Here is an 11,822-nt window from a genome sequence, read left to right as displayed (position 1 = left end):
TCCCGGTCAGGATTCGCCAGCGTGCTCGAGTACGTACTCATCGGTCTCCGACGTGGGGGAGGAGACCGGGCCGTCATACCCGTTGCGCTCGATCCATGCGGCCACGAACTGGCAGGACGGCACGACCGTGAGGTCGTGGGACTTCGTGTCCGCCAGTGCTTCGCGTACCAGGATGCTGCCCAGGCCACGTCCGGCGAAGTCGTCTCCGACGATCGTGTGGTGGAAGATGCGCTCTGACCCGTGGTCGACGAAGTATGCTGCGCCAGCGCGGGTGTCGTCCGCGAGGTAGATCGCATAGGCGTTCCCCTTCGACGTCAACCGGACGGTGACGGAGTCGCCGTTCCTGTCGGTCAGTTCACCCATGATGTCTCTCCTTCTCCCGTGTGCACGCCGTGGCACCGTACTGTGGTCATGTCATTCCAGGGTCAAACCTATCAGGGAAATGCCGACGCTGCGGGTACGATTTTCTCCGATGAATACCTACCGCAGCGGGGAACGGGCCCTCGCCATGTGTCTCGTCGCCGTCGCCGGGTACGCCGACTCCATCGGATTCATGTTCTACGGTGGCGTCTTCCTGTCGTTCATGTCGGGGAACAGCACCCGTATGGCGGTGTCCATCGTGGAGGACGACAGAGAACTGATGTGGCTGGCGGGACGCTGCATCGTGTTGTTCATGGTCGGGGTGATGTGCGGTGCGCTGGTCCATCGCGTCGTGACCCGCCGGTGGGGGCGGTACCGCGCCAGGGAGGCCGTTCTCGTCGCCGTCTCGCTGGTCTTCCTCGCGTCGTCGGTGTCGCTGGCGTCAGGGGCCGAGGTGCTGGCGGTGATGCTGTTGTCCGTCGGCATCGGTGCGATGAACTCGGTCTTCGAGCGGGACGGAGAGGTCAGCATCGCGCTGACCTACGTGACCGGCACACTGGTGAAGGCGGGGCAACGATTCGTGGACTCCTTCTTCGGCGGACGGGCGTCGGCGTGGGTGTATCCACTGATCATGGCGCTGTGTCTGTCGCTCGGAGCGGTCGTCGGCGCCGTGGTCTTCTTCCATCTCGGTCTGCCGGCGGTGTACCCGTTGACGGGGTTCCTGGTGGTCGTGACGGTGACCAACCAGGTGGTGCGTGACCGGCGTCGGCACCGGGGGTTGCCTCTTTAACTTCTGTTCAACCGGGTTCTGTAGGCTGACACGCATGACTGAACGCACTCTCATCCTCATCAAGCCGGACGGTGTCTCCCGTGGCCTCGTCGGCGAGATCATCGCCCGCATCGAGCGTAAGGGCCTCACCCTCTCTGCCCTGGACCTGCGTGTCGCTGACCGCGAGACCGCCGAGAAGCACTACGCCGAGCACTCCGACAAGCCGTTCTTCGGTGACCTGGTCGACTTCGTCACCTCTGCACCGATGATCGCCGGCATCGTCGAAGGTGAGCGCGCGATCGACGCATGGCGTCAGCTCGCCGGCGGCACCGACCCGGTCTCGAAGGCCACCCCGGGTTCGATCCGTGGCGACTTCGCGACCTCGGTCGGCGAGAACGTCGTCCACGGCTCGGATTCGCCGGAGTCCGCCGAGCGCGAGATCGGCATCTGGTTCCCGAACCTCTGATCTCCGCACGAACTCCCCGCCACGGCCCCTCGACGGTCGGGGCGGGGAGTTTTGTCGTCGGCATCTGGGGGACGGTTCAGACCTCGGCTCAGATCGCGGCGCTGACCGAGCCACGCACCAACGCGTCGCGTCCTTCCCCGGTCAACGTGATCCACTCGACGACGGTGGTGGCGTCCTTTCTCTCGCGCAGGACGACGGCCAGGTGGCGCGCGGTCAGCGACCGTAGCGCTGCGTCCACCGTACGGTCCTGTATCAGCGGTGCGGCGAGGTCGGTGAGGACGTCGCGGCGTACCTGACGTCCCCCGGGGACGGCCTGCGCGGCATAGAGGGTGGAGGCGACGGCGTCGGCGTCGTCGGTCGGGGTCCAGTCAGGTTCAGTGGTGAAGACCCGCGACAGGGGGACGTAGTCGGTGGGGTGAGCACCCTCCAGCACGAAGGCACGCCAGAAACAGACCAGAACGATGACGCTGACCGAAGCGGCGTAGACCCACCCCGCGGTGGTGGAGTTGATCAACTGTCCGATCCACATCAGGCGTAGAGGCCCGGGACGGCGAACGACGCCAAGGTGCGCAGCTTCTTGTTCGGGCTGCGTGGCTCATCCACGGTGCCGCCGAGTTCGGAGGTGGTCCGGTCGTCGGCGCGCATCGGCGCGTACTCGTTCTTCCGCATCCCCTGTGCCCGTAGCGAGAACCCGAGGTGCACCGCGGCGATCAGCAGTACCGGGGTCGCGATGAACAGCGTCCACGGGCCGGCCGCCGGTGAGGAGGAGGCTCCCACGAAGGCGGAGACGAGGACAGCCACCAGGATGCGCCCGGGCAGTGCCGGGGTGACGGAAGCCTGGATCTGTTGGAGGACACGGAATTCCTGGGTCATATAAGACACCTCATATAAGACACATTAACCGGCGGAGGCGGCCGCCAACGGGCACGGGGCGTGGCGGGGCGAACACCACGGACCCGGTGTGCAACAATGAGGGGGGACACGTGCAGCACCCGCCTTCAGGAACCTGGACATCGTCGGTTCGCCGCGGTGTGCTCCGAATGTCCGAAAGTTTTTAAGGCACAACTTGTGCAGACAACATCGAATATATATGCCACGGCGAGAGTAACGCCGGGACACGGCGGACATTGAGTGGCTGCGACCTGATCGGATCGATCACAGCGCCCGTTGTCCTTCAGGGGAACTGCCACCGTGCCGACGACGGCGTCCGTGAGAGGGACGATCACATCCGTATCCTGCCCGTGGCACCGTTGAGGAGACAGTATGGCGAACACCAGCCAGGAACTTGCCGCGGCAGCGGCAGGAGTGAAGAGTGAAGAGCTGGGGGAGAAGGTCCGCGTCCATGCGCTCGCAAAGGCGTTGGGGATTCCCAGCGCACAGATGATCACCGTGCTGGGGGAGCATGGTGTGGAGAACAAGCGTGCCGCGTCGACTGTGACGAGGGCGGACGTGGAGCGTGTGCTCGGCGAGATCATCGCGGCCGGGAAGCCGGCGAAGAAGGCCCCGGCGAAGAAGCGAGCCCCGAGGAAGACGGCGGCGAAGAAGGCGGCCGGGACGTCGACGACGGGGCCTGCCGAGCCGGAGCCCGAGGCTGCGCCGGTGGCTGAGCCCCGGGCAGCCGGTGACGCCGAGACCGTCAGTCAACCCGAGGCCGCACAGCAGGCGGCCCCGACGCGTCGTCGTGGAGGCCGCTCCGGCAAGGTCACCCGCAAGGCAGCGGCCCCGGTTTCCCCTGTCGAGCCTGTCGAGCCCGAAGTGGAGCCGACACGGCAGCCCGCCCCTGCCACACCGGTGGCGGGGACCGTTGAGGCGGCTGAGTCGGCCGATACGCCCCAGGAGAAGAGTGCGGGGTCGGCGTCGCGTCGTCGTCGCCGTCGGCGCGTGAGCCGTCCGGCCACCCGGGAGACCCCGGCGGAGAACGTGGTGCAGGAGCCGGCACCGAAGAACCAGGCACCGAAGAACCAGGAGCTGGAGGTCCGGCAAGCGGAGCCGGAACCTGAGCAGAAGCCGGTGGCTGAGACGCCCCGTCCGGTGGTGCGACGCCGCATCGTCCGCCGTGTCGGATCCCGGAGTGCCGCGGCAGGTGCGGAGGAACTCCGCCGGGAACGTCAGCGGGAGGCGGCCGCCGAGTCGCGCTCAACAGGGGACGACCAGGGTGAGAGCCCTGCAGACGAGCACAACGAGACCAACGGTGACAGAACGGGATCCTCGCGGCGTCGTCGCGGGAGCCGCGGCCGGGGCCGTGGGCGTGGGGACCAGGGCGACCAGAATGACCAGAATGACGGTGACAACACCACCGTCACTGAGTCGGCACCGGTCCATGCAACGGAACACACGGCGAACGCGTCCCTCGAGCCTGACACGGCCACAGACGAGCAGACGCCCGTCGTCGATGAACCGGTGAAGCTCAAGGGGTCCACCCGGCTGGAGTCGAAGCGCCGGTGGCGTCAGGAGCAGGGAAACGAGAAGCACCGGGCGGTCACACGTGCCGAGTTCATCGCCCGACGCGAGAACATCTTCCGTTCCATGGTCGTCCGTGACGCACGGCGGCAGGACGGCGACGGGTGGACCACCCAGGTCGGGGTCGTCGAGGACGGTCTGCTCGTCGAGCATTTCGTCACCAGCGACGACCAGCAGTCCACGATCGGGAACATCTACCTCGGTCGCGTGCAGAATGTGCTGTCCAGCATGGAGGCCGCGTTCGTCGACATCGGGACAGGTCGTAATGCCGTCCTGTACGCCAGCGAAGTCGACTGGCGCTCCGAGCATGTGCGGGGTCGGTCCCGCCGGATTGAATCGGCGCTGAAACAGGGCGACCAGGTTCTGGTACAGGTCATCAAGGAGCCCCTGGGGCACAAGGGCGCACGGTTGACGAACCGCGTGAGCTTCGCGGGCCGCTACCTGGTTTACGTCCCGGGTGGCCGGACCCAGGGCATCTCCCGGAAGCTGCCGGAAGCTGAGCGTAAGCGGCTGAAGTCGATCCTGCAGCGTGTCGTCCCCGAGGACGGCGGCACGATCATCCGTACCGCCGCCGAGGGGGTCAGCGAGGAGAAGATCGCCGAGGATGTCGACCGACTCCACCGTCGCTGGCTCGACATCACCGAGAAGGAGAAGACTGAGCGCGCCAAGAAGGGCGCGACGCCGGTCACCATGTACGAGGAGCCGAACCTCCTGGTGAAGGTCGTCCGGGACATGTTCAACGAGGACTTCAACGAGCTGGTCGTCGACGGCCGCAGGTCCTGGCAGCGGGTCCGTGACTACGTGCACCGCATGGCACCCGACCTCGAGAGCCGAGTGGTCAAGTGGAATCCGGAGGAACACGGCGGGGACGACGCCTTCGCCGCCTACGAGCTCGACGCCCAGCTTGCCAATGCGCTGAGCCGGAAGATCTGGCTGCCCTCCGGTGGCTACCTGATCATCGACAAGACCGAGGCGATGACGGTCATCGACGTGAACACGGGAAGCTTCGTGGGGTCCGGCGGCAATCTCGAGGAGACGGTCACCAAGAACAACCTGGAGGCTGCCGAGGAGATCGTCCGGCAGATGCGGTTGCGCGACATCGGCGGAATGATCGTCGTCGATTTCGTGGACATGGTCCTCGAGGAAAACCGTGACCTGCTGCTGCGACGACTCACCGAGTTCCTTGCCGCTGACCGCACCCGTCACAAGGTCTCGGAGGTGACGAGCCTCGGGCTGGTGCAGATGACTCGGAAACGGCTCGGTGCCGGGCTGGTGGAGACCTATTCCACCGAGTGTGAAGCGTGCCAGGGGCGCGGCATCATCCTCCACGACGATCCGGTGCAGCACGACGAGGTCGACGACCACCAGGAGCGTCGCGACCACGGCGGACGTGAAGGGCTCAAACAGGCCCGGCACGAGCAGGAGATCCGTAAACGTTACGAGGACAGCGCGATCGAGGATGCCCCGGCACCGGCGCAGGAGGACGTGCAGTCCACTGCCACGGTGGCCGCGACGGTGCATGCCGCGGCACAGGAGCAGGCCGGACACCGTTCGGACGATGTCCATGACATCGTCGCCCATGCGCTGAGCCGTGCCGGTGAGGAAGATCCGGATGAACCGACGGGTGCTGACTACGTCGCGGACGACACCGACGATGCGACGGAGGCATTGCTGCGCGACATCGTCCAGCAGGAGCCTGCTGAGCCGACAGAGGTCGGCCCTGAGACCGGCTCCTCCGAGGCCGACGTCGAGACCACCAGGCGCAAGGACCGTCGTGGACGCCGTGTCGTCCGTCGTGTCACACCGGCAGCCGAGCGACAGGACGCAGAGGAGCAGGCGCAGGAGGTACCGCAGGAGGAACATGCTGCCGAGAACCCCGCCGTCGACTTTGAGTCGGCGAAGGCTGAGTTCGAGCGTTCGCCCCGTCGTCGGCGTCGGGTCCGCGGAAACTCCCGGTCAGACCGTGAGCCACGGCCCGAGGACTACGGCCTCGGTCACCAGGACTCACGGCGGCAGGACCTACCGCAGCAGGCAGAGCCGTCGGCCGACAGTTCCGCTCAGGCGGTGACGGCTCCGGTGCCGCAGGTGCGGTCTGACCGCCGCGGACGGCGGCGGGTCGTCCGCAGCGCACGGTGAATCACCGGCGTGTCGTTACCGCCCCGGGGAAGCTGTGGAGATTTTGTTTTCCCGGGGTAGGGCGGTAGCCTTGCATCGTCGCTGTTCGACCGTTGGTCGATCGTGTCCGTCGGTCTCTGTCTGAAACCGCGGTCGCGCCGCATGTCCGGCGCAGGGTCGTCTACGTCGAACGCAGTGAAATAAGCAATGAAGTCCAGTCAGATTGCCTTTTCAGGCCGCGCCCCGCACTTCGTCGGGGCAGACGGTGGAGGGGCGGCCTGAGCCGAGTAGAGAAACAAAGGGGTAGCCCTTCCATGTACGCGATCGTCAAGACCGGCGGAAAGCAGTACAAGGTTGCCGAAGGTGACCTCGTCAAGGTCGAGAAGATCGAGGGAGAGCCGGGTTCGTCCGTGGCTCTCACCCCGGTTCTCCTCGTCGATGGCGCTGACGTCACGTCCGGTGACAAGCTCGCCGACAAGACCGTTGCAGCCGAGATCGTCGACCAGACCAAGGGTAAGAAGATCAACGGCATGCACTACCGGAACAAGACCGGTTACAAGCGTCGTTACGGCCACCGCCAGCAGCTGACCGTCCTCAAGGTCACCGGCATCAAGTAAACCCAGCGACCGCTGCCACCTGTGCAGCGGTACGAGCTTTTCCGAGGAGGGAAAAGACCATGGCACACAAGAAGGGTGCTTCCAGCTCCAGCAACGGTCGCGATTCCGAGTCCAAGCGTCTCGGTGTCAAGCGTTTCGGTGGTCAGCAGGTCAAGGCCGGCGAGATCCTGATCCGTCAGCGCGGTACCTCGTTCCACCCCGGTGAGAACGTCGGACGCGGCGGCGACGACACCCTGTTCGCCCTCAAGGGCGGCGCCGTGCAGTTCAGCACCCGCCGTAACCGTCGACTGGTGAACATCGTCGAGAACGAGACCGTCGAGGCGTAGTACTCAGGCGCGCTCAGCGTTCTTTCGAGGCCGGCCCCGGGATGTCACGGACGTCCCGGGGCCTTCTCGTGCCCGGTCGACCACGCTGACCTGCAGCACTGCGGCCGGTGTCCGTCCCAGGTGATAGGATCGTCGGGATTCTTGAACCACCCCTTTTAACCGCCTGAACTGGAGGGCGTCCAATCATGTCACGCTTCGTGGACCGAGTCGTCCTGCACCTGCAGGCCGGCGACGGCGGCAACGGCTGTGCCTCGGTACGCCGTGAGAAATTCGTGCCGCTCGGCGGACCCGACGGCGGCAACGGCGGGCACGGCGGCGACGTCGTCCTGGAGGTCGACCCCCAGGTGCACACCCTGCTCGACTTCCACTTCCACCCGCACATCAAGGCCGAACGTGGTGCCGCCGGCGCCGGCGACCACCGCCACGGTGCGCGGGGCAAGGATCTGGTCGTCCAGGTTCCCGCCGGCACCGTCGTCCTGGACGATAAAGGCGAGGTCCTCGCCGACCTGACCACCAAGGGGCAGCGTTTTGTCGCGGCTGCGGGTGGCCATGGCGGACTGGGCAATGCGTCACTGATCTCCAAGGCGCGCAAGGCCCCGGGCTTCGCGTTGCTCGGTGAGCCCGGCGAGGCGACCGACATCACGCTCGAACTGAAGTCCATGGCGGACGTGGGGCTGGTCGGCTTCCCGTCGGCCGGTAAATCCTCCCTGGTCAGCGTGCTCAGCGCCGCGAAGCCGAAGATCGCGGACTATCCGTTCACCACGCTGCAGCCGAATCTCGGTGTGGTCAATGTCGCCCACGACGTATTCACCATCGCCGACGTCCCCGGGCTGATCCCTGGCGCCAGTCAGGGCAAGGGACTGGGCCTGGATTTCCTGCGTCACATCGAGCGCACCGCCGTGCTCGTCCACGTGGTGGACTGTGCCGCCCTGGAGTCTGACCGCAACCCTGTCGACGACATCCGGGCGTTGGAGAGCGAACTCAGTGATTACGAGTCCGAGCTCTCCGCCGACGCGGGGCTCGGGGACCTCAGTGACCGTCCGCGGGTGATCGTGCTGAACAAGATCGACGTCCCGGATGCCCGGGAAATGGCCGAACTGATGCGTCCCGAACTCGAGGAAGCGTTCGGGTGGCCGGTCTTCGAGATCTCCACCGCCAGCCATGAAGGCCTGGACGCCCTGCGGTACGCGCTGATGGAGATCGTCGGTGAGCACCGACGGCAGCATCCGGTGGAGGAGGTTGCGCCGCAGGTGGTCACGCCGAAGCACCTGCGTGGCAAAGGCCGTGGCAGGTTCGCCGACTTCGAGGTCTCCAAGGACCCGGAGTTCGACGGGGCGTTCATCGTCTCGGGTTCGAAGCTGGAACGGTGGATCATCCAGACGGACTTCGAGAATGACGAGGCCGTCGGCTACCTGGCCGACCGGCTTGCCAAAGCCGGTGTCGAGGAGGCGCTGTACAAGGCGGGGGCAGTGGCCGGTGACGAGGTCACCATCGGCGCGATCACCTTCGAATGGGAGCCGCAGACCGCCGCAGGTGTCGATCTGCTGCCGTCCGGCCGTGGCACCGACCGCCGCCTGGACCGCACCGGTCGCTCGACCTCTGAGGAGCGCAAGCGCGCCTCGCAGGCGCGGCGCGGTCTGATCGACGAGTACGACTTCGGCGACGGAGAAGAAGCCGACCGGGAGCGCTGGCAGGGCTGACCGGCCCCACATTCGGGGGAGTGGCACGGGGGTGGCCCACGAGGGACGATCCTGGGTACTTCTCCGCGTCGTGTCCGGTTGACGGGCCAGTAGGGCATCTCGTGGCGAGGACCGGTTCGGCTGGGACATAATGAAGGGCATGTCTGACACCACTGATGCCTCCGACATGTCCGATGAGCCGACGGTATTCGAGTACCCGGCGTCCCTGGAGTTCGGGACGGACGCTGTGCATCAGCCCGGCCCCGTCATTCCCGCCACCTCCAAGGAGTTCCCGGATCCCGAGGTCACTGAGGATTCTCCGGCGTACGGCCACCGCTCCGACGTGCGGCAGACCATCCGGAACGCCAAGCGCGTCGTGGTCAAGATCGGTTCGTCCAGCCTGACGGATGAGACGGGGCTGGTCAGCCCCGACCGGATCGATGTCATCGCCGACGCACTCGAAGCCAGGATGGACCGCGACACCGACGTGATCGTGGTGTCTTCCGGTGCTGTGGCTTGTGGCATGGGCCCGTTGGGGTTGGCGCAGAAACCGACGGACCTGGCCACCAAGCAGGCTGCCGCCGCGGCCGGGCAGGTGCTGCTGGCCCAGGAGTGGGCCCGCAGCTTCGCCCGCTACGGTCGCTCGATCGGCCAGGTGCTGTTGACGGCGTCGGACGCTGCCCGGCGTGACCGCGCGCGGAACGCCCAGCGCACCATCGACCGCCTGCGGCAGCTGCGCGCCGTGCCGATCGTCAACGAGAATGACACGGTGGCGACCTCCGAGATGCGTTTCGGCGACAACGACCGACTGGCCTCGCTGGTGTCCCACCTGACGTATGCGGATGCGCTCGTCCTGCTGTCGGACGTGGCAGGTCTCTACGACCGCAACCCGGCCGAGCCGGACGCCCGGTTCATCGCCGAGGTGAAGAGCAGCAAGGACCTGCGTGGTGTCGTCGCCGGCGACGGCGGGCGCCTGGGGACCGGAGGTATGGCGGCGAAGGTGTCCGCGGCCCGTCTGGCGTCCCGTGCGGGAATCCCGGTGCTGCTGACCTCCACGGAGAACATCGGTGCAGCTCTGGACCAGGCGATGGTCGGCACCTGTTTCTGGCCCCGGGAAGACCGCCTGTCCGCCTGGAAGTTCTGGGTCCTCTACGCCGCGGATTCGGCGGGCACCCTGCATCTGGACGCCGGGGCCGCTGCGGCGATGGAACGGCACAACTCGCTGCTCGCCGTCGGGCTCGTGCGGGTGGACGGGGCGTTCACCTCGGGTGAGGTGCTCGACATCGTCGGTCCGGACGGTGAGCTGATCGGCCGTGGTGAGGTCAACTATGACTCGGCCACGTTGGAGGGGATGGTGGGCAAGTCCACGACGGATCTCCCGGACTTCGCGCAGCGTCCGGTGATCCACGCCGACTACATGGCGACGTACTCCAACCGGCAGTCGCGGGTGTACGGCGCGACCAGCTGATATCGCCCAATCACCCAGATTGTTCAACAATCTGGGTGATTTTCGCGTCTGCCTCACGTACGCTGGGATGTCATGAACGACGTGAACACCGCCAAGAACTCGTCCGCCGCCCCCGCCACCTCGGGCGACACCGCCGGCCTGACCCCCGTCCGTGCTGCCGAGCGTGAGGAGGTCCTCGACAAGGCGCAGAAGGCCCGCGAGGTCTCACAGCGCCCCGCACTGACCACCACCCAGAAGAATGACCTGCTCACCGCTGCTGCGGACCGGCTCGTCGCCGAGACGGAGTCGATTCTCGAAGCCAATGAGCGCGACATCGCCGCCGGGCGTGAGCGGGGCATGTCCGAGTCGCTCATCGACCGGCTCAGCCTCGACGCCGCCCGCGTCGAAGGCATCGCCGGGGGCTTGCGTCAGGTCGCCGACCTTGCCGACCCGGTCGGTGACGTCGTCCGTGGCTCCCGTCGTCCCAACGGCCTGGAGATGCGCCAGGTCCGCGTCCCCCTGGGTGTGATGGGCATGGTGTACGAGGCCCGTCCGAACGTGACGGTGGACGCTTTCGGTCTCGCCGTGAAGTCCGGCAACGTCCCGCTGTTGCGTGGGTCGAAGTCGGCCCAGAACTCGAACACCCGGCTTGTGGAGATCCTGCAGGACGTCTGTGAAGAGCACGGCCTGCCCCGGGAAACCGTCCAGCTGCTTCCCTGCGAGACCCACGACTCGGTCCAGGACCTGATCACCGCCCGCGGTCTGGTCGACATCGTCATCCCGCGTGGCGGTGCCGGCCTGATCAACGCCGTGGTCACCGGCGCCACGGTGCCGGCCATCGAGACCGGCACCGGCAACTGCCACTTCTACGTCGACGGGTCCGCCGACGTCGACGAGGCGATTGAGCTGGTCATCAACGGTAAGACCCGGCGTTGCTCGGTGTGCAACGCCACCGAGGTCGTACTGCTCGACGCCGCCCTGTCCGACGAGGACAAGAAGCGCGTCCTGACCTCGTTGCAGGACGCCGGGGTCACCGTCCACGGTGAGGTGGACGAGCTGTCCGCTCTCGGTGTCGGCGACGTGGTCCAGGCCGAGCAGAAGGACTGGGAGGAGGAGTACGGCTCCTTCGACATCGCCGCTGCCGTGGTGGACGGTGTTGAGGCTGCGGTCGCCCACATCACCCGGTACTCCACCGGCCACACCGAGGCGATCAGTGCCACCGACTACAAGGCCACCAAGTTCTTCGAGCAGAATGTCGACGCCGCCGCGGTGATGATCAACACGTCCACCGCCTGGACAGACGGCGAGATGTACGGTTTCGGTGCCGAGATCGGCATCTCGACCCAGAAACTGCACGCCCGTGGCCCCATGGGGCTGCCGGAGCTGACGAGCACCAAGTGGATCGTCAACGGTGAGGGACAGGTCCGCCCCTGACTCTGCCTGACTCTGCCTGACTCTGCCGGGCATTGTCGCAGCCCGGGAGGGGACGGCGTTCTGGAAGTGTTACCACTTTCCGGGAAGCTGCTGCTGGAAAACACCAGGTCATTAGAAGTGTTACCACTGCTGAGTGGTAACACTTCGGA

Annotated in this window: 11 protein-coding genes; 8 read left to right on the top strand and 3 right to left on the bottom strand. The window is 66.4% G+C overall.

What is annotated here, in order from left to right; translation table 11 throughout:
* Positions 1-6: 6 nt before the first annotated feature.
* Positions 7-363 carry a GNAT family N-acetyltransferase gene (locus BJF89_RS14700; RefSeq protein WP_075815829.1) on the bottom strand — a complete coding sequence of 119 codons (357 nt, stop codon included), beginning with the start codon at positions 361-363 and terminating at the stop codon, positions 7-9.
* A gap of 109 nt (positions 364-472) precedes the next feature.
* Between BJF89_RS14700 and BJF89_RS14695 the strand changes: the two genes are divergently transcribed.
* Together BJF89_RS14695 and ndk are read left to right on the top strand one after the other, a co-directional pair.
* Positions 473-1,150, top strand: a complete 678-nt coding sequence (locus tag BJF89_RS14695) for a YoaK family protein (RefSeq protein WP_075815828.1) — start codon at positions 473-475, stop codon at positions 1,148-1,150.
* Between the two features lie 34 nt (positions 1,151-1,184).
* Positions 1,185-1,595, top strand: a complete 411-nt coding sequence (ndk, locus tag BJF89_RS14690; protein WP_038549540.1) for a nucleoside-diphosphate kinase — start codon at positions 1,185-1,187, stop codon at positions 1,593-1,595.
* Positions 1,596-1,683: 88 nt separating this feature from the next.
* Here the strand turns inward: ndk and BJF89_RS14685 are convergent, their stop codons facing one another.
* Both BJF89_RS14685 and BJF89_RS14680 read right to left on the bottom strand, forming a co-directional pair.
* On the bottom strand, positions 1,684-2,109 hold the full coding sequence (locus BJF89_RS14685) for a hypothetical protein (RefSeq protein WP_158026084.1): 426 nt from the start codon (positions 2,107-2,109) through the stop codon (positions 1,684-1,686).
* Positions 2,110-2,123: 14 nt separating this feature from the next.
* Positions 2,124-2,468: a hypothetical protein gene (locus tag BJF89_RS14680; protein ID WP_075815826.1), complete on the bottom strand. Its 345-nt coding sequence runs from the start codon at positions 2,466-2,468 to the stop codon at positions 2,124-2,126.
* A gap of 390 nt (positions 2,469-2,858) precedes the next feature.
* On the opposite strand from BJF89_RS14680, the gene BJF89_RS14675 reads away from it, so the two are divergent.
* The 6 genes from BJF89_RS14675 to BJF89_RS14650 all read left to right on the top strand — a co-directional run bounded on the left by BJF89_RS14675 (position 2,859) and on the right by BJF89_RS14650 (position 11,673).
* Complete coding sequence (locus tag BJF89_RS14675) at positions 2,859-6,191, top strand: translation initiation factor IF-2 N-terminal domain-containing protein (protein ID WP_075815825.1); 3,333 nt, start codon at positions 2,859-2,861, stop codon at positions 6,189-6,191.
* A 293-nt stretch (positions 6,192-6,484) separates the two neighbouring features.
* Complete coding sequence (rplU, locus tag BJF89_RS14670) at positions 6,485-6,787, top strand: 50S ribosomal protein L21 (RefSeq protein WP_075815824.1); 303 nt, start codon at positions 6,485-6,487, stop codon at positions 6,785-6,787.
* Between the two features lie 59 nt (positions 6,788-6,846).
* Positions 6,847-7,113 (top strand): 50S ribosomal protein L27, encoded by a 267-nt coding sequence (gene rpmA / locus BJF89_RS14665; protein WP_038549531.1) that lies wholly within the window; start codon positions 6,847-6,849, stop codon positions 7,111-7,113.
* A gap of 185 nt (positions 7,114-7,298) precedes the next feature.
* The gene (gene obgE, locus BJF89_RS14660; protein WP_075815823.1) at positions 7,299-8,813 is read left to right on the top strand and encodes a GTPase ObgE; all 1,515 of its coding nucleotides are present in this window, start codon (positions 7,299-7,301) and stop codon (positions 8,811-8,813) included.
* A 139-nt stretch (positions 8,814-8,952) separates the two neighbouring features.
* Positions 8,953-10,260 (top strand): glutamate 5-kinase, encoded by a 1,308-nt coding sequence (proB, locus tag BJF89_RS14655; protein ID WP_075815822.1) that lies wholly within the window; start codon positions 8,953-8,955, stop codon positions 10,258-10,260.
* A 72-nt stretch (positions 10,261-10,332) separates the two neighbouring features.
* The gene (locus BJF89_RS14650) at positions 10,333-11,673 is read left to right on the top strand and encodes a glutamate-5-semialdehyde dehydrogenase (RefSeq protein ID WP_075815821.1); all 1,341 of its coding nucleotides are present in this window, start codon (positions 10,333-10,335) and stop codon (positions 11,671-11,673) included.
* Positions 11,674-11,822 lie beyond the last annotated feature (149 nt).

The sequence above is a fragment of the Corynebacterium sp. CNJ-954 genome, from assembly GCF_001942345.1.
Lineage (GTDB): Bacteria > Actinomycetota > Actinomycetes > Mycobacteriales > Mycobacteriaceae > Corynebacterium.
Note: the sequence above shows the minus strand (reverse complement) of the source record. Positions and strands in the feature narration are given on the sequence as shown.

Excerpts from the sequence above, each read along its gene's own strand:
- BJF89_RS14700 (WP_075815829.1), bottom strand. The coding sequence starts at position 363 with ATGGGTGAACTGACCGACAGGAACGGCGACTCCGTCACCGTCCGGTTG.
- BJF89_RS14695 (WP_075815828.1), top strand. The coding sequence starts at position 473 with ATGAATACCTACCGCAGCGGGGAACGGGCCCTCGCCATGTGTCTCGTC.
- ndk (WP_038549540.1), top strand. The coding sequence starts at position 1,185 with ATGACTGAACGCACTCTCATCCTCATCAAGCCGGACGGTGTCTCCCGT.
- BJF89_RS14680 (WP_075815826.1), bottom strand. The coding sequence starts at position 2,468 with ATGACCCAGGAATTCCGTGTCCTCCAACAGATCCAGGCTTCCGTCACC.
- BJF89_RS14675 (WP_075815825.1), top strand. The coding sequence starts at position 2,859 with ATGGCGAACACCAGCCAGGAACTTGCCGCGGCAGCGGCAGGAGTGAAG.
- rplU (WP_075815824.1), top strand. The coding sequence starts at position 6,485 with ATGTACGCGATCGTCAAGACCGGCGGAAAGCAGTACAAGGTTGCCGAA.
- rpmA (WP_038549531.1), top strand. The coding sequence starts at position 6,847 with ATGGCACACAAGAAGGGTGCTTCCAGCTCCAGCAACGGTCGCGATTCC.
- obgE (WP_075815823.1), top strand. The coding sequence starts at position 7,299 with ATGTCACGCTTCGTGGACCGAGTCGTCCTGCACCTGCAGGCCGGCGAC.
- proB (WP_075815822.1), top strand. The coding sequence starts at position 8,953 with ATGTCTGACACCACTGATGCCTCCGACATGTCCGATGAGCCGACGGTA.
- BJF89_RS14650 (WP_075815821.1), top strand. The coding sequence starts at position 10,333 with ATGAACGACGTGAACACCGCCAAGAACTCGTCCGCCGCCCCCGCCACC.